At 35.1% G+C, this 23,848-nt stretch carries 26 protein-coding genes and 1 tRNA gene; 13 read left to right on the forward strand and 14 right to left on the reverse strand.

Annotated features, from left to right (window positions below; genetic code table 11):
- Positions 1-17: 17 nt before the first annotated feature.
- From QY322_02930 to QY322_02945, 4 genes are read left to right on the forward strand one after another with little or no spacing between them, the layout of a single operon-like run.
- The gene (locus QY322_02930; protein ID WKZ25322.1) at positions 18-1,514 is read left to right on the forward strand and encodes a hypothetical protein; all 1,497 of its coding nucleotides are present in this window, start codon (positions 18-20) and stop codon (positions 1,512-1,514) included.
- Positions 1,493-1,852, forward strand: coding sequence for a hypothetical protein (locus QY322_02935; protein WKZ25323.1), 360 nt, complete (start codon positions 1,493-1,495; stop codon positions 1,850-1,852). The genes QY322_02930 and QY322_02935 overlap by 22 nt, the downstream gene beginning before the upstream one ends.
- Complete coding sequence (locus QY322_02940; GenBank protein WKZ25324.1) at positions 1,853-2,878, forward strand: MraY family glycosyltransferase; 1,026 nt, start codon at positions 1,853-1,855, stop codon at positions 2,876-2,878.
- A complete protein-coding gene (locus QY322_02945; protein WKZ25325.1) occupies positions 2,871-3,830 on the forward strand; it encodes a decaprenyl-phosphate phosphoribosyltransferase in 960 nt (319 codons plus the stop codon). The genes QY322_02940 and QY322_02945 overlap by 8 nt, the downstream gene beginning before the upstream one ends.
- Here the strand turns inward: QY322_02945 and QY322_02950 are convergent.
- Positions 3,813-4,670, reverse strand: a complete 858-nt coding sequence (locus QY322_02950) for a PEGA domain-containing protein (protein WKZ25326.1) — start codon at positions 4,668-4,670, stop codon at positions 3,813-3,815. The genes QY322_02945 and QY322_02950 overlap by 18 nt on opposite strands.
- A gap of 158 nt (positions 4,671-4,828) precedes the next feature.
- On the opposite strand from QY322_02950, the gene QY322_02955 reads away from it, so the two are divergent.
- The 3 genes from QY322_02955 to QY322_02965 all read left to right on the forward strand — a co-directional run bounded on the left by QY322_02955 (position 4,829) and on the right by QY322_02965 (position 6,103).
- Positions 4,829-5,203 (forward strand): Hsp20/alpha crystallin family protein, encoded by a 375-nt coding sequence (locus QY322_02955; protein WKZ25327.1) that lies wholly within the window; start codon positions 4,829-4,831, stop codon positions 5,201-5,203.
- 30 nt (positions 5,204-5,233) lie between these two features.
- Positions 5,234-5,305, forward strand: a tRNA-Cys gene (locus tag QY322_02960).
- 120 nt (positions 5,306-5,425) lie between these two features.
- A complete protein-coding gene (locus QY322_02965; GenBank protein WKZ25328.1) occupies positions 5,426-6,103 on the forward strand; it encodes a M23 family metallopeptidase in 678 nt (225 codons plus the stop codon).
- Here the strand turns inward: QY322_02965 and QY322_02970 are convergent.
- The 8 genes from QY322_02970 to QY322_03005 all read right to left on the reverse strand — a co-directional run bounded on the left by QY322_02970 (position 6,086) and on the right by QY322_03005 (position 12,011).
- Positions 6,086-6,514, reverse strand: coding sequence for an NUDIX hydrolase (locus QY322_02970; GenBank protein ID WKZ25329.1), 429 nt, complete (start codon positions 6,512-6,514; stop codon positions 6,086-6,088). The genes QY322_02965 and QY322_02970 overlap by 18 nt on opposite strands.
- 21 nt (positions 6,515-6,535) lie before the next feature.
- Complete coding sequence (locus tag QY322_02975) at positions 6,536-7,141, reverse strand: DNA-3-methyladenine glycosylase (protein ID WKZ25330.1); 606 nt, start codon at positions 7,139-7,141, stop codon at positions 6,536-6,538.
- Entirely contained in the window at positions 7,131-7,481 is a 351-nt protein-coding gene (locus QY322_02980) for a hypothetical protein (GenBank protein WKZ25331.1), read from the reverse strand. The genes QY322_02975 and QY322_02980 overlap by 11 nt, the downstream gene beginning before the upstream one ends.
- 63 nt (positions 7,482-7,544) lie before the next feature.
- Positions 7,545-7,748, reverse strand: coding sequence for a hypothetical protein (locus QY322_02985; GenBank protein ID WKZ25332.1), 204 nt, complete (start codon positions 7,746-7,748; stop codon positions 7,545-7,547).
- 80 nt (positions 7,749-7,828) lie between these two features.
- Entirely contained in the window at positions 7,829-9,460 is a 1,632-nt protein-coding gene (gene groL, locus QY322_02990) for a chaperonin GroEL (protein ID WKZ25333.1), read from the reverse strand.
- A gap of 27 nt (positions 9,461-9,487) precedes the next feature.
- The gene (locus QY322_02995; GenBank protein WKZ25334.1) at positions 9,488-9,790 is read right to left on the reverse strand and encodes a co-chaperone GroES; all 303 of its coding nucleotides are present in this window, start codon (positions 9,788-9,790) and stop codon (positions 9,488-9,490) included.
- 75 nt (positions 9,791-9,865) lie between these two features.
- On the reverse strand, positions 9,866-10,627 hold the full coding sequence (locus QY322_03000; protein ID WKZ25335.1) for a hypothetical protein: 762 nt from the start codon (positions 10,625-10,627) through the stop codon (positions 9,866-9,868).
- A complete protein-coding gene (locus QY322_03005) occupies positions 10,608-12,011 on the reverse strand; it encodes an extracellular solute-binding protein (protein WKZ25336.1) in 1,404 nt (467 codons plus the stop codon). Before QY322_03005 ends, QY322_03000 begins: the two co-directional genes overlap by 20 nt.
- Before the next feature lie 21 nt (positions 12,012-12,032).
- Between QY322_03005 and QY322_03010 the strand changes: the two genes are divergently transcribed.
- Positions 12,033-13,769, forward strand: a complete 1,737-nt coding sequence (locus QY322_03010; GenBank protein ID WKZ25337.1) for a VanW family protein — start codon at positions 12,033-12,035, stop codon at positions 13,767-13,769.
- On the opposite strand, the gene QY322_03015 is transcribed toward QY322_03010, so the two are convergent.
- The gene (locus QY322_03015) at positions 13,720-13,959 is read right to left on the reverse strand and encodes a hypothetical protein (protein ID WKZ25338.1); all 240 of its coding nucleotides are present in this window, start codon (positions 13,957-13,959) and stop codon (positions 13,720-13,722) included. The two genes, QY322_03010 and QY322_03015, sit on opposite strands and share 50 nt — an antisense overlap.
- A 20-nt stretch (positions 13,960-13,979) precedes the next feature.
- Between QY322_03015 and QY322_03020 the strand changes: the two genes are divergently transcribed.
- Positions 13,980-14,618, forward strand: coding sequence for a VTT domain-containing protein (locus QY322_03020; protein WKZ25339.1), 639 nt, complete (start codon positions 13,980-13,982; stop codon positions 14,616-14,618).
- On the opposite strand, the gene QY322_03025 is transcribed toward QY322_03020, so the two are convergent.
- Positions 14,611-15,327, reverse strand: a complete 717-nt coding sequence (locus QY322_03025; protein ID WKZ25340.1) for a hypothetical protein — start codon at positions 15,325-15,327, stop codon at positions 14,611-14,613. The genes QY322_03020 and QY322_03025 overlap by 8 nt on opposite strands.
- A gap of 35 nt (positions 15,328-15,362) precedes the next feature.
- Between QY322_03025 and QY322_03030 the strand changes: the two genes are divergently transcribed.
- A complete protein-coding gene (locus QY322_03030) occupies positions 15,363-16,442 on the forward strand; it encodes an L-threonylcarbamoyladenylate synthase (protein WKZ25341.1) in 1,080 nt (359 codons plus the stop codon).
- A gap of 12 nt (positions 16,443-16,454) precedes the next feature.
- On the forward strand, positions 16,455-17,519 hold the full coding sequence (tsaD, locus tag QY322_03035; GenBank protein WKZ25342.1) for a tRNA (adenosine(37)-N6)-threonylcarbamoyltransferase complex transferase subunit TsaD: 1,065 nt from the start codon (positions 16,455-16,457) through the stop codon (positions 17,517-17,519).
- Position 17,520: 1 nt separating this feature from the next.
- On the opposite strand, the gene QY322_03040 is transcribed toward tsaD, so the two are convergent.
- Positions 17,521-17,859, reverse strand: coding sequence for a sigma-70 family RNA polymerase sigma factor (locus QY322_03040; protein WKZ25343.1), 339 nt, complete (start codon positions 17,857-17,859; stop codon positions 17,521-17,523).
- Between the two features lie 426 nt (positions 17,860-18,285).
- Between QY322_03040 and QY322_03045 the strand changes: the two genes are divergently transcribed.
- Together QY322_03045 and QY322_03050 are read left to right on the forward strand one after the other, a co-directional pair.
- Complete coding sequence (locus tag QY322_03045) at positions 18,286-20,346, forward strand: valine--tRNA ligase (GenBank protein ID WKZ25344.1); 2,061 nt, start codon at positions 18,286-18,288, stop codon at positions 20,344-20,346.
- Entirely contained in the window at positions 20,327-20,581 is a 255-nt protein-coding gene (locus QY322_03050) for a hypothetical protein (protein ID WKZ25345.1), read from the forward strand. Before QY322_03045 ends, QY322_03050 begins: the two co-directional genes overlap by 20 nt.
- On the opposite strand, the gene QY322_03055 is transcribed toward QY322_03050, so the two are convergent.
- Together QY322_03055 and QY322_03060 are read right to left on the reverse strand one after the other, a co-directional pair.
- Positions 20,582-21,241 (reverse strand): 50S ribosomal protein L25, encoded by a 660-nt coding sequence (locus QY322_03055; protein WKZ25346.1) that lies wholly within the window; start codon positions 21,239-21,241, stop codon positions 20,582-20,584.
- The gene (locus QY322_03060) at positions 21,242-23,776 is read right to left on the reverse strand and encodes a DUF4012 domain-containing protein (protein WKZ25347.1); all 2,535 of its coding nucleotides are present in this window, start codon (positions 23,774-23,776) and stop codon (positions 21,242-21,244) included.
- Positions 23,777-23,848 lie beyond the last annotated feature (72 nt).

Consider the following 23,848-nt stretch of genomic DNA (forward strand, 5'->3'; position numbering starts at 1 on the left):
ATTATAACAGTATGGCGATGTGGAACAAAATAATCCTACCGCTTTGGAACAAACTAATATCAATTATTGATACTCCCCTTTGGCTTGAGATTTTCTTTGTAGTTATTCTACTACTTAGAATCCCTTCATTTTTTGAACCATACTATTACGGTGATGAAATGATTTACCTAACTCTTGGAGAAGGCGTTAGACAAGGAGTTGAGCTATACTCTGGTCTGCACGACAACAAACCACCACTACTCTATTTGACCGCTGCCATCTCAGGAAATCTTTTCGTTTTTAAAGTATTACTTGCTGGTTTTAACCTTCTTTCTATTTATCTATTTTGGAAATTAGTCAAAAACTTATTCCCTCAAAAGGAAAGGCTTCACAAAATAGGTACAATTATATTTGGTATCTTCTCAACCCTGCCACTTCTTGAGGGTAATATAGCCAATGCAGAAAACTTCATGATGGTACCAATATTACTTGCCTTTATATATGTATTTACTAAAAAGGACAACTTTAGGAATATGTTTTTAATAGGAATTCTCTTTTCCCTAGCTTCACTTTATAAAATTGTAGCTGCTTTTGACATAATGGGTTTAATAGCATTCTGGCTAATATTCACCAAAAAGGGTGACTTTATAAACTTATTTAAGAAAATAATATACCTGTCTCTTGGTTTTTTGGTCCCAATACTTTTAACCTTTGCTTGGTACTACTTTAAAGGTGCATTTTCAGAATACCTAGTAGCTGCCTACTTACAAAATTTTGGCTACTTAAGTAGTTGGAAAAGATCATCTGAAGAAATACCTTTTCTAGTTAAAAATGGTCCACTACTTATTCGGTTTGGATTAATGATTTTAGGATTTGTAGTTCTTTGGTTTTTAAGGAATAAACTTTCTAAGCAATTTGTTTTCGTTTCAAGTTGGTTGTTGGCAACTCTTTTTGCAGTATCTTTGTCTGAACGACCTTACCCACACTATTTTTTACAATCACTTGCCCCAACAACTATTCTTTTGGCCATGCTTTTTACTCTTAAAAGTATTGAGCAAAGTTTTACTATTATCCCACTTACTTTGGCTTTTTTTGTTCCTTACTACTTTAAGTTTTGGTATTATCCTACAATTCCCTATTACGAAAGGTTTATAAAATTTGCAACCATGCAAACTGAGAGGACCGAATATTTTAATCAATTTTCGAGTGAAGTTTCTAATAATTATAAGATTGCAGATTTTCTAACCAAATCAGCCTCTAAGGATGATCGGGTCTTTGTCTGGAGCGGTGACTCAGCTGCCATATATTCACTATCAAGACGGCTTCCACCAACAAAATATGTAGCTGATTACCACTTTATGGACTTTTCAACCGAAGAAAGAACAATACTAGAACTCACAAACGCTATGCCTAAATTTGTAGTAATTACCCCAAACTCAAAACCGTTTAAATCTCTAGATGTGTTTTTGGACCAAAACTATTATATAATCTCTGAAGTTGGTTCATCACAAATATGGCTCTACTTGAACAAATAAAAGAAACTTCTGTCCCATTGAAGTCTCTTTTCGTGACTTCTTTCATTGTAAATTGTGTATTTATTCTTATTAGTCTAGTTTCGACTGTTATTCTTCCCCCCGAGATACCTCTCTTTTTTGGATTACCTAAAAGTACTAGCCAATTAGCTGCTAACTATATGATATTAGTCCCCTCGCTAATTTCAACTTTTTTGGTAACGGCAAACTTTATAATAGCATTAAAAGTTAGTGGCCAATATATTAAAAAGATATTAGCCTTTACCTCTGTTTCAGTTACTATTCTAAATGTGATTGCTACCTCCAAAATAGTATTTTTAGTTGGATCTTTTGCAAATTAAATGGGTACAATTAATCTTTTTTTTACACCCCTACTCACGGCTTTTTTAATATCAGCCTTAGTTACTCCTGTTGTAATTATATATGCCAAAAAACTTGGTATTATGGATGACCCAAGAAAAACTAACCATCCAAAAGTAATCCACACGAAGCCAATCCCAAGAGGTGGGGGTATTCCAGTTTTTATCGCAATATTTATTGCTTCACTTATCTTTATTCCTATAGACAAACATATTGTCTCGATTTTAATCGGAGCGGGAATCGTTTTTGTGATGGGTCATCTTGATGATAAATATAATTTAAATCCATATCTTAGATTGGCTTTGGGATTTTTGGCAGCCTACATTCCTGTATCTCAAGGTATTGGAATTAGTTTTTTAACTAACCCTTTTGGTGGCATTATTGACCTGTCTAACCCACTTTTTTCTAATGTATTCGCCCTTCTTTGGATTGTTTTTATGATGAATGTGGTCAATATGGGCGCCAAAGGAATTGATGGCCAATTGTCAGGTGTAACAGTAATTTCTGCTTTAACCATAACCGCACTCTCGTTTTCCTACTTTACCGATACAACCCAATGGCCTGTTATTCTTTTAACCGGCATCACCGCAGGTGCTTTTTTGGGTTTTTTTCTTTGGCACAAGTTTCCACAAAAAATTATGCCAGGGTATGGTGGTTCAACTCTGGCGGGATATATGTTAGCCATAGCATCAATACTGTCAACAACTAAGGTGGGAACATTGATAGTAGTTTTAGGTGTACCCCTTATTGATACAGGGTACACAATAATGCGCAGAATAATGTCAGGAAAGTCTCCTGTTTGGGGTGACAGAGGGCATCTACACCACAGACTCCTAGACTATGGTTTAAGCAAGAAACAGGTTTCACAGGTTTACTGGTCACTCACAGCGATACTTGGAATTCTGGCTCTCAATTTGAATAGCACATACAAGTTGTATACAATCATTGGTGTAATACTGGTTGTGGGCGGTTTAATATTATTTTTAACCAGAAAGAAGAATGACTAACTTAATTTGGCAGGCGATGAACACAGCTAAAGAGGCTATAAGAGTGGCGAGGCCTATCCATTGGGTCAAAAATTTTGCGCTTTTTGCAGCTATTTTTTTAACAGGCACATTGTTTGAAAAGGGCTTGTTGGCAAATGTGATTATCTCATTTATCTCTTTCTCACTAGCCACCTCCGCAACATATATTTTTAACGACATAATGGATGCTAAAAGAGATGTTCTTCATCCTCACAAAAAGAATCGGCCAATAGCATCAGGAAAGTTACCTCTTAATTTGGCAATTTTTGAAATGCTAATCCTACTGTTTGTTTCTTTGGTTATAGCTGAAGCATTAAACCATTTGTTTTTTGTACTTTTGGTTTTCTACTTAAGTATGCAGGTCTTATACAGCTTAGGTTTGAAAAATATTCACGTAATTGATATTTTAATTATTGCCACGGGTTTTATTTTAAGGGTTTATGCAGGAGCCCTGGTAATAGATGCACATCTTTCCGTCTGGTTTTTGCTTTGTGTAGTCTCAGCCTCACTATTTTTGGCGGCAGGTAAAAGAAGGTCTGAAATAAATTTATCCAATGCAGAAGATGGTAGAACACGCTTAAGTCTTTCTAAGTACTCGAGAGAGCTTCTAAACAGCTATGTAACAATGTTTGGTAATGCCACATGGATGAGTTGGGGTTTGTACACATTTTATGAAAGTCCAAGAGCTTCTCTGGACTTTTGGCTTTTATTGGCCGAGGTTTCAAAAGCAACAACTGTTAACAAGTTGATGATGGCAACAATCCCTTTAGTAATTTTTGGCATTATGAGATACCAAGTTCTAATTTTTGAAGGTAAGTCAGAAGCTCCAGAAAAACTTTTCTTGTCAGACAAGGCCCTCATCATTTCAATTAGTCTTTGGGTAGGATTTGTTTACTTCATCCTCTATTCAGGAGTATCAGTTAGGGGAATTTAGCTTTGTCACAAATTCTGCACTAACCCAGCCTGCTTGCGATTCGCCTTCAGTGCCTACAAATTCTATTTTGTACCAAATTCCATTTTCATCTATTTCTAAAATTTCATACTCCTCATCTGGCTTAACTTGTCCAATTTCTGGAAATCCTGTATTAGCTCCACTTCTGACCCTTAAAAATCCTATATCTGTTTGGTTAACCTTGATTTTACCTAGGCCCTCTATGTCTGTACTACCAGACAATTCTTCAATTATTTGTGACTCAACAACGTCTGATTTTGCAAGCTTAACTGAGGCTGTTAATTTGTATCCTGCATAGACCCTAATTGGTAAAGACTTTTCAAGATATTTATCAGACGAAACAATTAAGTTGTGGTCCCCAGCTGGCATTTTTACACGTAGGGGTGTGTAACCAACAATTTTATTGTCAACAATAACTTGTGCATTATCAGGTACAGACACAACCGTGATATATGACTCTGATCCTCCCAGTTTCTCAAATGAAACAACTACCCCACTTGAAAATTCCTCAACGTCTTTAAATGTTCTTTTGACAATTGTTCTTACTCCTGAAGTTAAGTTTATTTTGGTTTCATAGTCATCTAAAATAATCCCAGTATCAATAGGTTTAACCCTTAAGGTTATTTCACCTGCACTTAAGTTTGCTTCGTATGGCGTTCTTCCCACCTCTTGTTCATTTATGTAAACAATAGACTCAGGATCAGCTTCAACTAGAATTCCTGACTCTTGATCTTTAAATAGACCCAAAAAAGACAACCCCCCATACCCAACAACTAATATACCTAAAAGCGCAAGGAATATGCTTATCAATTTCTTTTTCATTCATCTAATATTATCACGAGCCAAGCTCGTTACAAGTCTAGCTTCTTAATTATTTTTAAAAAAACACTTGACAAAGAAAATTAAAATTATTATTATTTACTTGGCACTCAGTTACATAGAGTGATAATAGAAATGAAAGGAGGTGGTAATAAAAAAATATGCAACTTGTAAGATTTGAACCATTTAGAAGTTTATTAGACGATAGCTTTGCAATGCCTTCCTTGCAAAAAGGGCTTAAGATCCATGAGACTGATAAGTCCATTATTGTTGAGGCGGTTGTTGCAGGTGTACCCAAAAAGGACGTAGAAATTGATATTGAAGACGGTGTACTCACCATTAAAGCAGAAGTCAAAGAAGAGACAGAAACAAAGAATGAGTATAAGTCATCTTCATACCAATATTACTACACCACTGCACTATCAGGGGGTCAATGGGATAAGGCAGAAGCGGTTGTTAATGATGGAGTAGTTAAAATAGATATTCCAAAGACCGAAAGCTCAAGACCAAGAAAAATTACGGTCAAGGCTAATTAAAGCGTAGCCATATGATACAATATGGCTACTGATCCGGTGGCCAAGTGGTAAGGCGAGAGTCTGCAAAACTCTTATTCGCGGGTTCGATTCCCGCCCGGATCTCATTTTTATTTACTTTTAAAATACCCCATATTATTTGACTTTTGGGCTTTTCATATGTTAGAATAAGCACATCTCGCAAGATTATTGCGGGATTTTTGTTTTTTACCCGAAGGGGGAAATATGCAAAAACTAACCCTACATCTGCCTAATTATCGCCTTGCCGTGGAATATCGGCTAATTAAAAGGCGTAAATCTGCTTTGGATGAGCCTATCATCCCAACCCAAAAGAGGCTAAATATCAAATACCATGTTGGTGGCTACACACACAAGCTGTTTAGATACATCTTTGAGCACAAAACAGTTAAAAAGCTTCTAGGCACAAACATAGCCTTGATGCTTATTGCATCCTCTTTCTTGCCTTCTGTTTCATATGGAGATATGACCGATGAGGCTGTTGTTTCTGTTCTTGAATCTAGTACACCCATACACACAACAGTTGCAATACAAAATCCTGTTGAAAATATGAGAATTACACAAACTTATAAGTTTTTCCATCCAGCAATTGACTTAGATGGTGAAACTGGAGACCATATAAAGCCTATTAAAAAGGGTCAAGTTGATACTGTAATTCATTCTACTGTTGGATATGGTAAACATATTATTATTGACCATGGTAGCAACTTAAAGTCTTTGTATGCCCATTTATCCAAAATTAACGTTGTTGAAGGTCAGGAAGTAACAACTGACACAGTAATCGGTGAAATGGGAGCAACTGGAAGATCTTTTGGAGACCATTTACATTTAGAAGTAAGAGATAGGGGTGTACCTATAAACCCACTTTCAGTCTTGCCGAGATAAATGATCTTCAACTAGGGTTAACACTTGCTGAGAAATGGGGTGTTTACATAATTGTTTTGCCATTTTGAGACTGGTGCGTAAGTGCTTATTTCGCATCTCAACATTATTTAATTTACCTTCCCACTCCGTAACCAAAAATATATGTCTAAAATTAACAGTATCTTTGTCCTCATTCCGAATAACTCCAATTTGTTCGAACTTCGTTGGTGTTGCTCCATATTCTTCGTTCATCTCACGCTTTAACGCACTCACATATGTTTCGCCTTTTTCACAACTACCGCCTGGAACTATTGTGTAGCCAAAATACTTGTCCTTAGGTTCTATTCTTTCCTCTAATTGAATTTGACCATCCCAAATTACAAAAATTACACTGAACTTCTCTATTCTCAGTTTTTCTAGATTTTCCTTCATAGAAGGAAATGTACCACAAAATTATCTATTTTCAAGTGATCTCCATAGATACCAACAGGCTAATGTTCTATAAGGCTTCCAGTTCTTTTCCGCAAAGTTTGCAGATTTTATCTTGTCCCATTTCTTGCCAGTTACTTTTTCAAAACCTTTTTTAATACCTAGATCATCTATTGGAAAGATGTCAGGTCGCCCAAGTGAAAACATTAAAAACATTTCTGCAGTCCATCTTCCAATTCCTTTAACTTTAATTAATTCTGTTATTACCTCTTCATCAGTTAGTTTGTTCAAATTCATAATCCGTAATTCATTATTCATAATTCTATTTGAAAGATCTTTCAAATATGTAGCTTTCTGCCACGACAAGCCACAGTCTCTTAATTCTTGATCAGTTTTGGATAATATACTTTCTGGAGTAACCTTAACAAGCAAAGTCTTAACTCTTCCAAATATTGTTTTTGCAGCCTTACCTGACAATTGTTGAGAGCAAATTGCATCAACCAAATCTTCAAAATATTTTAATTTTGAAATTGGTTTAATAGTACAACTTCCCCACTTTTTAACTAATGGCCCTATAAATTTGTCTTTTTGATGTTTGTTTTCAGCCTCTTCCCAAAGTTTATTTTTCATTTAAAATTTTTTCTCCCAACGGGGACATGCTAGATATTATTTTAAACCCTGAAAGCATAATTGGGTTATCAACGATATAGACTGTTTCGTTATTGTAGTTAAAAACTATTTTTTCGCCTTTTAAGTCAATTTCTTTTTTTAAAGAAAGAATTGTTTCATATTTTTGTCTTGTTAATTCTGCTGTGCCTTGTGAGTGAAACCTATCCCCAGCTTGAGAATGTGAAGTGAGCGCCGTTTGTGCTATTTCCTGCGCAGAGATCTTAGCCAATTCATAGTACTTCTTAGCTTTTGCAAGTTCTAAAATAACAGATTCGTCTAGTTTATTAAAACAATTTCTCATTAAAAATTAACTTTATAAAACTGTCACAAAAAACTTAACTACTGATCAAAAGATTTGAAGAAACTATGGCTTAGTAATTTCCTGTCGTTTTCTAATGGCTTCAGCTTCAATTTGATCTTCCGTATATCCTACTTTTTTGGCAAGATCATACCATGTTTGTTCCCAACGATTTCTTGGTACACCTATATCTGAAGCAATTTCAAGAAGCGCTTCTTCCAACGGATTCTTTTTAGTAGGGGGCTGCGGCCTTTTAAATTCAATTGTCATAACAACTTTATATACCCACCAAACGACACTGTCAAGTTTGAAAATTGCAGATTGCAAATTGAAAATTCCACAAAGTGGGCTTAATAATCCATTCCCATACCACCTTGTGGCATTTGAGGAGCTGGGGTAACAGGCTCAGGTAGGCTTGTAACTAGCCCTTCAGTAGTCACTACAGTCTTTGCTACTGAAGCTGCGTTTTCTAGAGCTGATCTTGTTACTTTTACAGGATCAACTATTCCCATTTTTGTTAGTGATCCAAATTCACCTGTTAGGGCATTGTAGCCAAAATCTCTATCTTTTGAAGCAAGGATCTTCTTTAATACTTTGTCTTGATCATCTCCTGCGTTTTTAACTAACCATTTAAATGGTTCTTCAAGTGACTCAAAAACAATGTCTGCACCTAATTTTTCATCTCCCTCAAGTTTTAGATTCTTAATTACTTCTCTTGACCTTAATATTGCTGTTTCTCCCCCTGGAACAATTCCTTCTTCAACAGCTGCCTTTGTGGCTCCAACTGCATCTTTTACTCTTTCTTTCTTTTCATTTAATTCTATCTCTGTCGCAGCACCAACATTAATTTGTGCAACTCCTCCAACTAATTTTGCAAGTCTTTCTTGTAATTTTTCCTTGTCATAATCTGAATCACTTGCTTTAATTTGGGATTTTAAAAGATTTGACCTTTTACTGATTACGTCCTTGTCTCCTTTTCCTCCTATAATTCTTGCATTATCTTTATCTGCCCAAACTTTTTCAGCTTGTCCTAAATCTGTCATCTCAATTGATTCAAAATTCCTACCTGTATCTTCTGATATAACTGTTCCTCCTGTTAATACTGCAATATCTTCTAACATCTCTTTTCTTCTGTCACCAAATCCTGGAGCTTTAATAGCTAGAACATTAAATGATCCTCTTAATTTATTTACAACTAATGTGGCTAGAGCTTCGCCTTCAATCTCATCTGCAATAATTACTAAGTTTTTGCTAACTTTTACAAATTTTTCTAAAAATGGTAGCAATTCTTGGATGGAAGTTATTTTTTTATCAGTCAATAATATATATGGATTTTCAATTTCTGATTCCATCTTGGCAGGATCTGTAACAAAATATGGAGAAGCATAACCCTTGTCAAATTCCATACCTTCTTTGTATTCGATATCAATCGTAAAACCTTTACCCTCTTCAACTGTTACAACACCATCACGGCCAACTTTATCCAAAGCTTCTGCAATCTTCTCACCAATCTCAGCGTCCCCAGCTGAAATTGTTGCAACTTGTTTTATTTCTTCGTGACTTTTAATGGGCTTTGCAGCTTTTTTAAGATCTGCCACAACTGCAACAACTGCTTTTTCAATTCCTTTTTTAAGGATCATTGGATTACTTCCACTTTCATCAACCAATTTCATACCTTTTGCGGTCATTACCTGAGCTAAAAGTGTTGAGGTTGTTGTTCCATCACCCGCATTGTCATTAGTTTTACTTGAAGCTTCTTTTACAAGTTGTGCACCCATATTTTCAAATGGATCTGGTAAATCAATTTCTTTTGCGACAGATACACCATCATGAACTATGTTTGGAGCTCCCCACTTTTTATCCAATGCAATGTTTCTTCCTTTGGGGCCAAGTGTTGTAACCACAGCTTTGGCAACCAAATCAATACCAACCATTAAGGCGGTCCTTGCGTCTTTCCCAAATTTTAATTGTTTTGCAGCCATAATATTATATATCCAAGTAACCGAAGTTCAGGCTTCGACAGCCAGAACATCGTCGAACTTCACAAATAAATATTCTTTGTTTTCGATTTTGACTTCATTCCCACCCCATTTTTTATACAATACTGTTTCTCCTACTTTAGCTGGAGATTCTTTTTTACAGGAACCATCTTTACAATCACAAACTTCTGCTGAGCCCACAGCAATAACTTTACCCATTTGTGGTTTTTCTCCAGTTGTTTCTGGCAAATAAATACCCGATGAGGTTTTGACCTCTTTTTCTAGAGGTTCTATTAATAAATATCCTGAAGTTGGTTTTAAATTAACTTTCATATTACTTCTCTATTTTATGCATAGAATACGTTGTGTCAAGAGGCAATTTAGCAATATGGCAAGTGGAGTGCTACCTTATTTTAACTTTCTATCAATATATTTTGAGTTATTACGGGGATGGAACAGGGCACGAGTTGGGGTAACCACCTCCTTAGTTAGTTTGCTACTCATATATAATCTTTGAAGTTTATAGGCAATGGGCTCAATTATTGTTAATAAACTACTTTTTTGATTACTGTATACCTTATACTGCTTGCTACTTATTTTGACTGAGTTTGGCCAATAATCTAATATCCATCGATTACATCGTAAAAACATCTCATATGTTTTTTGCTTATTAACTAGTGGGATTATTTGTGCAATTTCGTGAGCAGTGTAGATATTCCTGTCTTTTTTAACCCATATCAAATCTGTTTCATCAAGCCATATATTTAAACACAATCGGTCACGTTCACTGGCAATTTGTGGACGTCGCAACGATTGGCGACTTGTAATTATTAAACAATAAACAAATAACCTTGTAATCCAAAGTGTATTTTTTTTAGTAATTATCATTAAGTCAATGTCACTGTTTTTACCCGCGTTCATCATGGCCAAACTGCCTGTTATTCCCACAAATAATACTGATGGAATTTTAGAAATTAGTTTAGCTGCCTTTTTTGCAATTATTAACTTTTTTTGTGAATATTTTTCTCTTTGAAGTCTGCGTTTATTTTTAATTCCACTAACTACAGTTTTTTGACTTTTGTATTGCCACCTAATGGCCTCTGCTTTGGTTAATTTATAATCAAAGATATCGTGATATTTTACAGAAAGATTATTGGACCCTGATGCCATACTGAGATAATACCTGAATTACCCCTGAAGATACAGCTTCAAGTGAGTTACTTGATTCTTTACCTTGGTTAACTGCATTAACTGCATCTTCAAAATATTTGTTAATTTGACTGTTTATACCTGTTGGACCATCCCAAGTCCTACTTTGTAAAAACCAAGTCTGGGCTGTTTTTGCACCGACTACGGTTGACCCAATTATTGGATGATCCGAAAGCAAATTACCCATATTCTGTTTTGGATATGGCTCCCCGAACATTCTTTGTCTAGAGGCTGAATTATACATTTTTTCAAGGTTTTGTTCTTCTGAGACATATTTCAGAAAGTCCCAAGCAACTGTCTTATTTTTACTTTTTGACCACACACCTTCAACCCAATAGCTTGCATAATTTACATCAGGCTCATTGGCTACGGTTTTTGGTAGTTGTGGAACAGGAATTGTTTTAAATCTTAAATTTGGATTCTGCAATCTAATTTCAAAAGATCTCCAACTTGGACCTAAATACATTGCCAACTTTCCTGCTGCAAAAGCTACAGTTGAAGCAGGTTGTGTTGCATCCCAAACTTCATCTTCGATAGAAAAAATAGTATAGAAATCTAGTGCATCCTCAGCTAGTTGACCCGTTGGACGAACCAGATCAACACCATTTTGTAACATCATAAGACCTAAGATTTCTGGCCAATGATCAACATTTTCTGTTCTGCCCAAAGCGACACCCGCTTGAGTTATCCCACCGGTCTCATCCTTAACAGTTAGTTCTCTGGCTGTTTGCCTTAATTCATTCCACGTCGTTGGATATGTTTTACCTGACTTTTCAAATATTTCTTCATTGATGTACAAACTCAAACCGTCATACCCTAAAGGAATACCAACAACATTGGCATTTAAACTTAAATCTGAAACGGCAACTGGATAGAATGTTTGGGCAAAATCAGAGGCCGAGTAAACAGAAGCAGGAACTGGATCTAATTCTGATTTAAACATTGGAACCCATGTATTATGAAATCTAAAAATATCAGGTCCAGTGCCTTTGGCTAATGCATTTGTCAGTCTTTCTCTGTAATCCTCTTTCGACTGTCTCACATATTTAATTGTAGCTTTTGGATTTTGTGATTGGTATTCAGATATTAAGCTACTAACTACTGCCTCATCTTCCCACAAACCCCACCATACTACTTCACCTGAAGTGGTGCCACCTCCTGAACTACGAAAGTAATTAAAAGCAAAAAATATAATTCCAATTAATCCAAGTGTTCCCAGCACCAGAGCAATCATTTTAATAGGAAACTTGGGTTTTGGTGTAGAAGGTATGCTTGAGATATCCATCTTTTCAGTTGGAATTTGGGTTGGTGTGGGGTTAACAGCTACAGGCTGGTTAGTATCCATAGATAAATGTTATCATACAATATGGCCAAAAAACAGAAACCTAAAAAAAATATTTATGTAGTTTCATTATTCATTTTTCTAATATTTAGTATTCTTTTGTTAATAACAATTTTACCGTTTAATAAAAAAATATACCCAAATACTTATGTAGCTGGAATTTATTTAGGTGACCTAAGCAAGGAGGATGCTAAAAAAGAACTTGAAAAGGTTAGTATTCCAGAAAAAGTGAAGTTGAATGTAGAGGGTCTTGAAAGTGAAGTTCTAACCTCAGAAATAGTAGATGCAGTTGACTTAGACAAAACAGTTAGCAGGGCTTACAACTATTCAAATAGTGGAAATGTATTTTTAGACATAAGAATAAAAATTGGTTTGATTTTTAAACCACATAACTTACCACTTACAATAAACTATAATCAATCAAAACTTGAGGAAACACTAGCAATTATAACTTTGGTTAAAGAGACAGAACCAGTTACTCCTAGCGCCAAGATTATAAATGGTCAAGTAGTTGTTGAAAAAGGTAAAAATGGAATAGTTGCAGACTTAGATAAAACTGAACAAGAAATTAAAAATAATCTTTCGTATTTAAACAACAAAGAAATTGTAATAGATTTAATTCAAACAAACGACGAACTTGATCAAGCAGAAGTATTAGAATACACATCACTAGCTAAAAAGTTCATAGGTTCAAAGATAGATCTTAAACACGAATTTGACAACATTATCCTTTCAGAAAACGATTTACTAAAATTTGTTAATCCAAAAGGTCAATTTATGGAAGATGTCATTATTTTAAAAATTTCAGACATATCAAGAAAAATAAATAGAAATCCTCAAAACTCTGTTTTTATAGTTGAAAATGGAAAGGTGTTGGAGTTTACACCATCTAAAGAAGGTATAACTGTTAATGAGGATGAGCTATTAAGTGAGATAACAACATCATTAGATAAAATCATAGACTCTGAAACTAAATCTTTGTCATTTGGTGTTCCAGTTGTTAAGCAACCAGCAAAGATTAAAAATGAAGATGTAAACAACCTAGGTATTAATACACTACTAGGAAGAGGTTTGTCATACTACAGGGGTTCAATTGCAAACAGGGTTTACAATATTAATCTCGGCCAATCAAAATTTAAGGGAATTCTGGTTGGTCCTAATGAAACATTTTCGTTTAATAATATTATCGGAGACATATCAGCCCTTACTGGTTACAAATCAGCATATGTCATTAAAGATGGAAAAACAGTTCTTGGTGATGGTGGTGGTATATGTCAAGTCTCTACAACACTTTTTAGAGCTGTCTTAAATGCTGGACTACCAATAGTTGAAAGAAGAGCTCACTCATATAGGGTTGGTTATTATGAGCAAGGGTTTTCTCCAGGTCTAGATGCAACAATTTATTATCCAACAACCGATTTAAAATTCAAAAACAACACAGAAGCACATCTATTGATTCAACCTATTATTGATACCAAGAATTCAAGTTTAGTTTTTGAAATATATGGAACCAGCGACGGCAGAGTATCATCAGTTTCCAAACCGATAATCACGTCTTCAGTTACACCAGCAGAAGATTTGTATGTTGACGATCCTTCCCTACCAATGGGAACAACAAAACAAATTGAATACAGAGCCTATGGGGCAAGGGTTGTTTTTGATTACAAAGTAACAAGGGGTGATGAAACACTTATTGACCAAAAGTTTGTTTCTAACTATCGCCCATGGCAAGCTGTTTACTTACGTGGTACTGGGCTATAGATGATTTTGGTATTTCCCCTGTTTTCAGATATGTTACAATTTCTATGTCTATCATGGGTGTTTGATCGTCTTTCTGAAGAGGTAGCCCGCTTATACTATTGCTGTCAGTTTTTTCAAAAATTGGTAAACTTAATGAACTATAATAACCTTCTAACCAAACAAGTCCTGCCGATTTAGTTTCCTTTCTCAATATAATATATAATACCAACTATGGATTTACTAAATCTACTAGATCAAATTGCCCTACTTTTTGAACAATGGGGTTATCCAATAATTTTTTTTGGGAGTTTAATTGAAATTACACCACTAGGTTGGGCTGTCCCGGGAGGTGCAATTCTTTTGGTTGCAGGATACCTTTCAAATGGAAATCCAAACATTCCCCTTATTCCAATCATTGTTTGGGGAACCTTGGGTACATGGGTAGCTTTTATACTTGCATACATTTTGGGTAGTAAAACAGGAATGTGGCTTGTTAATAAACTTCACCAACAAAAAAATGCCAGTTTTGCAAAAAGAATATTAAAAAATAATGGACCTGCGATCCTAACAACCTCAATGATGGCTAACCTAACAAGATTTTGGATTAGTTATATTGCAGGAGTAGAAAAATATAACCTACTTAAATTTAACCTTTATGCATTTTTTGCATCATTAAGTTGGGTCTCAATGCTTGTTTTTTTGGGCTACTTTGCAGGTTATGAAAAAGAAAACTTGAGAAAAATTACCAGTAGTATTGGCGTCCTTGCTTGGATATTTCTAGCAATTGCAATATTTGTAATATTTAAGTCAATTAAAAAAGAATATAAGAATTTCAAAGAGGATGAACCACAAGTTGAAAAGCTCAAATAATTACTTTATTACCCAAACCTAACTCTGTCTTGATTGGAGCAATCACTTCCTTAGATATATATGACATATTTTTGTATAACATTTGTTTTTCTAGTTCTGCGCCATTTCGTACATCAAATGAGTGTTCAATTAAACGCACATATTCATCACTTAGATTCAAACTGCGCGACAATCTTACAATTTCGTCGTAACTAACAACAAACTTTTGTAGTTTCAAAGCAATCAATACGGAGGTGCCATATAAAACAGATTTGACAAAACCTGCCTTTGCACTAACAATATCACCCTCTCGATCTGATAACATTGCTGTATAAGCACGTGAGATTTGAAAAGTGGCTTCCTCAAACAAGTCTATCATCCTAATCTTTGGTGGGGTTAACGTTTCTACAACCGTGTTTCCATATAGAGTTATGGCTTTAGTAACCAAACTTCTCATATAGGTATTATTTGGAAATGGAGTGTCTATGTCACCATTAATAAACTGGTCATGATCAAACGGATAAATCCTAAGATTGTCGACACCGTTCATTTTTTCCAAATCAGATCTGCTTACTTTTTTGTTTTCCTTGTAAAGCACGCCAACTTCATAGTCACTACCTTCTATAAAATCTGCTCGTGCTCTAGACCCATATAAAAAAATTGAGGTCGGGGATGTGGTAACGTAGATATTGTTTAGTGCTTTCTGAATATTTTTAGGAAGGTCAACCATTCGTAAAATTATACTACGAATGATAAAATACTCAAATGAAAATCATTCCGGAAAACAATGGCGCGATTAATATTGCTGTACAAGCATTGCAAAAAGGACAACTTGTCTTTATGGCAACTGAAACTGTATATATTGCAGCAGTGGATGCAACAAACCCTGAAGCTGTAAAAAAGCTTGTAAATTTTAAAAATAGGCCATTTGGAAAACCATTTTCAGTTGGTGTTACTGATATAAAAATGGCTGAAAAGTATGTTTTACTCAACCAAACTGCTAGGGGTTTATATAAAAAATTTCTCCCTGGACCTGTTACTGTTATTTCAACAGGGAAACATTTAGTTGCAGACGGGGTCGAGGCAGAAAACGGCACGCTAGGAATTAGAATACCTGATTATGATTTTTTTCAAAAAGTGTGCAGTGAACTAAAAAAACCAATTACAGCAACATCAGCGAATGCAAGTTATCAAAGAAGACCATATAAACTTTCAGACATTTTAGATAACATCTCAGAAAAACAAAAAGGGTTAATTGATTTAATGGTTGATGCAGGAGAACTTCCACGCAATGAACCATCAACGGTAATTGATACCACACTCGATGATAAACCAGTCATCCTAAGACAAGGAGAAATAAAACTGAAAGACAAAAATGAAGTTCTTTCAAGGAGTGAGGAAAACACGCAAAACATAGCCAAAGAACTTTGGCAAAAATATGAAAACTACCACAACAAAAGGGCAATTATTTTTGCCTTAACGGGTAAAATGGGGGCAGGTAAAACCCAGTTTGTCAAAGGTCTAGCTCGTGCTATGGATATAAGAGATAAAATTACATCACCAACTTATGATCTACTAAATCACTATACTCCAAAAACCAATACCCAGGCTCTTTATCATATAGATACCTGGAGAATGACCGAGCCAGACAGCGAACTTAAAGAGCTTGGAATTAATAAATTATTACTAAATAATACTGTTATTGCTATAGAGTGGGCAGACAGAGTGATTCAAGAAATTAAAAGTTACTCAGAAGACGCAATTATAGTCTGGGTCAAAATAGAATATCCCTCAACTGAGCAATCAAACGAGAATAACCGTCTAATTAGCTGGGGAAATATATAATATACAAGAATTATGCGTATTTTATCTATCGATACGAGTTGTGATGAGACTGCTGTGGCTGTTACGGCCAATTTGCAGGTCGTTTCGAATATCGTTTGGAGCCAATCAAGCCTTCATTCTAGCTTCGGAGGTGTTTTTCCTAGCCTCGCACAAAGACAACATCAAGAGCGTATTGATTGGGTAATTTCAAAGGCATTGGCCAAAGCTAATTGCAGACTCTCATCTGTTGACTGTATCGCAGTTACTGTAGGTAAAGGATTAGCCATAGCGTTATCTGTTGGGGTTAATAAAGCAAAAGAACTAGCCAGAGAACACAATAAGCCACTAGTACCTATAAGCCACATCGAGGCACACCTACTCTCTCCATTTGCAAGACCAAACTCGAAAGTTACTAGTAATGTGTCAGCAATCTTCCCAGCTTTTGGTCTGGTACTCTCTGGAGGAACCACGATACTTTGTTTAATCAAAAACATTGGAGAATACGAGATACTAGCAGAAACCTCAGACGACGCCTTGGGAGAAGCCTTAGATAAAGGAGCAAGGCTACTAGGACTGGGGTACCCGGGAGGGGCAATTTTAGAAAAATTTGCACGTTTAGGTACTCCTGACAAAAATAAATTACCACTACCACTACAAAATGATAAAACTAAAGATAGATTTAGTTATTCAGGACTAAAAACTGCTTTTTTAAGACTTGTAGAATCGGTTAAAAATCCAAGCAAACAAGACATATATGATCTTTCAGCCTCTTTCCAATCAACGGCCTTTGACCACATAGAAAAGGTGCTAGAATATCAAATTCGAAATTCGAAGATTAAAGTACAAAATCTACTTTTTGGGGGAGGTGTGGCAAACAACATAGAAATTAAAAAAAGACTTAGAAAACTATGCAAAAAACATAAAATTAAACTTCTTGTTCCATACAACAAAAAACTAAATGGTGATAATGCAGGGATGGTTGGAGTTTGTGCATATCTCAAAAATAAAGGTCTAAATACTAAGAAGTTAATTACTAAATACGGAGGATTGGAAAATATAAACTCAGTAGACATAAACCCAAGACTAAAGATCGAATAGACTACCACCTGTTTATTTTTTTCAGTCTATCTAGTGCTTGTACATTAATTTGTCGAACTCTCTCGGTGGTAAGACCAAACCTCTGTCCGATTTCTTCATATGTTAATCCGACAAAATATACCAACTTAACAATTTCTCTTTGCCTTGGTCTCAGTTTATTAAGACTGCTTTCTACTACTGAACGAGATTCAACCTCAGTTTCAACAACAGTTGGACTTGGGAATTTATCTTCGTTAAAAACTTCCCAATTAAGATCTTCTTTCTTTAAATATTCTTCTTTCTTTTTGGTTCTACATAGAACCGAAGAAACCGCATGTCCAATCTTTCGACCTAGTTCCATTTACGTATTTTAATTCAATTTAAATAAAATTTCCAATTTATGATAAGTAGAGCTTTCCACTTCGTGATAAAAATAGTGATTTAATAGAATACTTTGATTACAATGTCGTAGACATAAACCCAAGACTAAATCTGAATAAATAAGGGGTTAACCTCGCTCTAGATTTCTTTTAATTGGACAACCTGTAAAATTACATTCATTTTTACAAAAATTTGAATAGTCAACTGAACGACATTCGAGATTTTCACCACCCTTATTAATAACAATGCTTACTAATTTCCCAGTTTTAAGACTTACATTTTGATCACCTGGGCGGGGGTCCATCCACCTCATTGTCCAATGTATACTTTCTAACTTTGGCTCTGTCATGGGCCGATATTACTCTCTTCGTCTGCAAAATGCAAATTTTTAAGTTAAAATACATTTATGGACAGTAAATATAACCACAATGAGCATGAAGAAAAAATATATTCTGAATGGGAAAAATCAGATAGTTTTAAACCAAATGGTTCTAAACAGACTTTTTCAATAACCCTTCCCCCACCAAATGCTAATGCTGCTCTCCATTATGGCCATGCTATGTATACAGTTGAAGATGTATTAATTAGATACCATAGAATGAAAGGTTTTTCTACTCTTTGGATACCTGGAGCAGACCACGCTGGTTTTGAAACACAAGTTGTATATGAAAAACATTTAGAAAAAATAGGCAAGTCGAGGTTTGATTTTGACAGAGATACTTTATATAAAGATATTTTTGAATTTGTTCAAGGTAATCGTGGGACAATGGAAAACCAACTAAAAAGATTAGGTTTTTCACTTGACTGGTCTAATATAAAATTTACTCTTGATGATTCTGTGGTTAAGGTAGTACACAAAACTTTCAAGAAATTATACGATGATGAACTGGTCTATAGAGACATAAAACTTGTCAACTATTGCACAAAACACGGAACCGCCTTTTCAGACCTTGAAGTGGAACATATAGAAAAGATGTCTAAACTTTATTTTGTTAAATATAAAATAGAGAATGAGAATGATTACATAACAGTCGCCACCACAAGACCTGAAACAATATTTGGGGATAGTGGAATTTGTGTTAATCCTAAGGATAAAAGATATAAAAAATTTGTAGGTAAGAAGGCCATAAATCCACTCAATGGGAGAGTTATGCCTATTTTTGCTGATGAGTACGTCAAGATGGACTTTGGTACAGGGGCCCTGAAAGTTACACCGCTACATGATGAAAATGATTTTCTTTTGGGTAAAAAACATAACTTAGAAAATTATCAGGTTATTGATTTTAGGGGTAAGTTTACAAAAGAAGCAGGTGAATTTGAAGGTCAAAAAGCATCTACCCTTCGTGACACAATTGTTGAGAAACTACAAAACAATGAGCACTTGGAAAAGGTAGAAGAATTTAACAACTCAGTTGGTACTTGTTATAAATGTGGTAACACCCTTGAACCTCTACCAATGGAGCAGTGGTTTATTAAAACAAAAGAACTTGCCAAACCTGCAATCAAAGCAGTCGAAGATGGTCATACTAAAATCATTCCAAAAAGATTTGAGAAAATTTACTTCAACTGGTTGAAAAATATTAGAGACTGGAATATTTCAAGACAAATTGTTTGGGGTATTAGAATCCCTGCTTGGAAAAACACAAAAACGGGAGAATGGACGGTTACCGATGGACAATCACCCAAAGGAGATTTTTGGGAACAGGACAAGGACACCTTTGATACTTGGTTTTCATCAGGTCAGTGGCCATTTGCAACACTCAACTACCCTGAAGGTGAATTATACAAAAAATATTATCCCCTTTCGGTTATGGAAACTGGTTATGATATTTTATTTTTTTGGGTAGCCAGAATGATGATGTTGGGTATTTATGTAACTGGCAAAGTTCCTTTTAAAAACATCTATCTTCATGGAATAGTTAGAGATTCAAAAGGTCAAAAAATGAGCAAGAGCAAAGGAAATGTTATTAATCCGTTGGAAATTGTAGAAAAATATGGAGCAGACTCCCTAAGAATGTCATTAATCGCTGGTGCTGGTGCTGGCAATGACCAAAACTATTCTGAAGAAAAAGTTAGAGGGTATAGAAACTTTGGCAATAAAATTTGGAATGCGGCGAGATTTGTTAAAGATTTTAAACTAGAAGCCGACCAGAATAAAAAGTTTGACTTAAAAATTAAAAGTATTGCCGAAAGTGTAACTAAAAGTTTAGAAAAATATAACCTAAACAAGGCCGCTGAAACAGTCTATGAAGAATTTTGGCATTGGTACTGTGACGAAGCCATAGAAGAAGCAAAAGCTGGAAAAATTGGGTATAAACAATTAAAGTCAGGTTTATTTGTATTTTTGAAACTCCTCCATCCTTTTATGCCGTTTGTAACAGAAGCTTGTTGGAAGGAATTGGGAAATGACACTTTACTACTAACCGAGTCTTGGCCTAAGATTAGTAATGGTCAAGATAAGGTATAGCTACAAGAAAGATTTACTTGTCCTTATTTATATCAACTTAGCAATACTTATTATCTTGTTTTCGTTGTTTAATATTCAGTCGCACAGAAATAAGGAGGTTGCTGTACTTGGTGCAACTGATAATAGTGACTATTGGGAGGAAATTACACTAAAACATCCAACATATAGAGATGCTTGGGTAGAACTAGGGAGAATGGATAAAGTTTACGAAATTGATCCAAACTATAATAGATAACTACTCTTTAACTGCTTCTTTTGGAGCTTCGCCCTCAGCTGGTGTTTCACCTTCTTTTGGAGCTTCGCCCTCAGCTGGTGTTTCACCTTCCACCGGTACTGGTGCCTCTACAACTTCCTCCTTTTGAGGTGGTTCAACTTTGGCAACTATTGATTCTCCATCTGTTATCACTGTAACTTTTGAATCAAGTTTGATATCTTTTACATAGATTGCCTGATCAACTTCGGCTAAAATAGATTGATCAACAACTATATTCTCAGGTAAATCTGTTGGTAATGCTTCTACTTCAATTTCGTCAAGTTGTTGAACAACAGTACCTAAGTTTTGTTTTTCAGCAGGAGACTCACCTATTAACTCAACTGGAATTTTTGCCTCGATCTTTTCTTTCAAATCAACCTGTCTAAAATCAATGTGCAACATATCCCCACTTACTGGGTGGACTTGAACCTTTGAGACCAACACAGACCTGCCACCTAAATCAATTAGCTGGGTCTCACCTGCTGTCTTGAATACTTCTCTAAACTCTTTTGCATCAACAACAATAGTCTCTGACTTTATATTTTTACCAAAAATGTTAGCTGGTATTTTGCCAGCCTTACGAAGTGTTTTAACCTTCCTACCAACTACTTCTCTTTTTTCAGTTTTTAGTTTGATTGTCATCTATTTTAAAAATAATCTAATGCTAAGGTCTTTAGCCAGAGTTGTATTATAGCTTGAAATACCCTTTCCGGTCAAGGAAAGATTATTTGTAGTAATATTTATTTTAATCAGGTCTTCGTCTGTTCCCGCTTGTTTAAAGATATTTAAATCATATTGCCCTCCTTGAGCAATGGTTTCATTTGGGGTCTCCCAAACAACTTGTATCCTCTTTTGTGTTGAAGGTATTACTTCAATCAGGAAACCAGCCTCGAGACGTCCATCAATTTCGGTTAAATCATAGCTTAAATCGTTGTAGCCTGCATAAAGATCATATTCTCTGATCCCAACAATTTTGGCAGACAAAGGTAATACAATCCTTGCATAATTTTTATACAAACCTTGATTACCTATTGCTGGGCTAGCAGAATTATCATATGTAGTAAAAAGTTCGTGTGTTATCTGACTTGTGTTAATTGTCAAATTTAAATCATGGTCTCGTTTAATAAAATAGTTAGCCTTGTTAACCCCCAAGTTGGCATCAACAACAAGGAAACTATCTCTAAAACATCTAGGACCACATTCTGTGGAAAAATCTAACTGGCCAGTATAACCTAAGTTGTATAAGGCAGACTGGGCGTAAGTGTCGTGTAGAAATACTTGTATATGTTTTCTTTCCAAACTTTGATAAACCTCTTTGAAAAGAAGTGGATATTTGTCTTGGGGTAAAGATCTAATTTCATTAATTAAAAGCCTTGATAGTGATGTTAGTATTGAAGCCTTCTTTATAGACCCAGGAAAAAATTCGTCTTCAACTTCAGATTGAATAACTTGATATAGGTTGTTTTGATCAAGAGTTAAATTGTAATCAGTTAAATTAATCTGACCAATAACGCCTATCAATCTCTTGACAAAATAGAGGTCGATAGCAATTACTCCATCGACCTGTTGTGATATCTCTTTGTCTAAAAACCATTCTGCCTTAACCGCTGAACTTGAAAAATCGGGGTCCCAATTTGAATCCCTTAAGTACCAGCCCCCCTCTCCAAGGTGTGTTTTAATTGGCTCAGGTGGGTCCACGTGGCCTTTTAGTTGACCATCTGCACTATAGACATCATTTACAACCATTTCTGTTAACCTACCTTTGTCAAAAGTGGCTAATGCAAACGATCCTATAAATCCCCCTGTTGGTCTAAGCTCCATATTGTTTTGAAACAAAATCAAATATTTTTTTGGCTTGTCAATTCCCAATAGATTATTGCTTCTTGAAACTAAATTTTTAAGTTCATACAAATTACTCTTATAAAGCCCAATGTTAATCGATCTTTTTGAAAGGTAACTTTTCAACAAATCCGCCCAAAAACCTTGATAGTCATTAATATCACCTTGCAGGAAACTTGTATCTGTGTGGAGCTTGTCTAGGCTTGCCGAAATACTATTTGTTTCGAATGCTAAGTCAAAACTACTATCACCCATTACCTTGCCAACCAAGGATCTTGAAGTGTCTGCCAAAACGATACCCTCTTTAATTAAAAGTGCAGACTTATACAGTATATTCCCACTATCATATATAAAATTGTTACCAAAACTTAATTTTTTTGAATATGAGGACGTCTCTAGACCAGCATTAACTAAAGTTTTTGCCAAAGTATTATTACCGAAAATCAAAAAGGTTGATAAATAAAGAAGGGTGGCAGAAATTAACATCAAATAAAATGGCGTGAGTATCAATAAGACCAAAAACAATAATGCTTTGAGAGTTTTTTTAGATATCGGAATCTTGCTTTCCTTTTGCTTTTTGTTAAATACTATTTTCTCTTTAGGCAACAAATGGCTGTCTACCTTTTTTTGTGTAGTGAGTAAAAAAGTATCTTTTGTGCTTTTAACTGCAGTCCTTAATGAAAACTCGCAATTTAGGTTAGTGCTTGAATGTAGTTCAACTTGCTGCCATGGTTCTTTTTTAAATACAATATTTTGTTGATCTACGTTTAAGTCGTCGGTGATAAACAGCTTCTTGGTTTTTCTAGGGCCTATTAAGGCCACTTTTTGGCCGGAGATACCAAAGGAAAACATTTCACGGACTACAACCTCTGACAATTTGACAACAGAGATTGCATTAACTAGTTGGCTAGTCTCATTTACCTTTATCCTTTCACTTAAGATGGATTGCATAATTAAATCGTGTGAAAGACTGTCTGGGTTGTATGAAACACCCTGCCCTAAAATATCAGGTACCAACAATATCCCAAGGTTTGGAGAGTTATCAATTAAACCTTGCAATAAGTCCTCTGTTACAAACTTTTTAGACTTTAAAACATATAGTGGGTGTAAAACAAGAATCTTACAGTCAATGTCGTTAATAAACTTAGACACCTTACTTAAGTAATCTTCATAATCACAAAGGTTTACAATTAGATAACTTAAGGTTTTGCCTTTTAATTTTTCAAAATCCTGTGAAACTAAAGTTTTTAAATATTTTTGACTAAACTTTTCCTTTAACTTATCTGTTAATGCGCCATCCTTAGAGTAAATTCCAACCAGCCCATCAAAGTTTTCCATATTCAATAATCGTACCACAGAAGCTGTATAAAAATTAAGGTTTCAAATTACCGTATGCGGTTTCTTTTGATA

This window comes from bacterium (genome assembly GCA_030583725.1).
Lineage (GTDB): Bacteria > Patescibacteriota > Microgenomatia > UBA8517 > UBA8517 > JAUYMM01.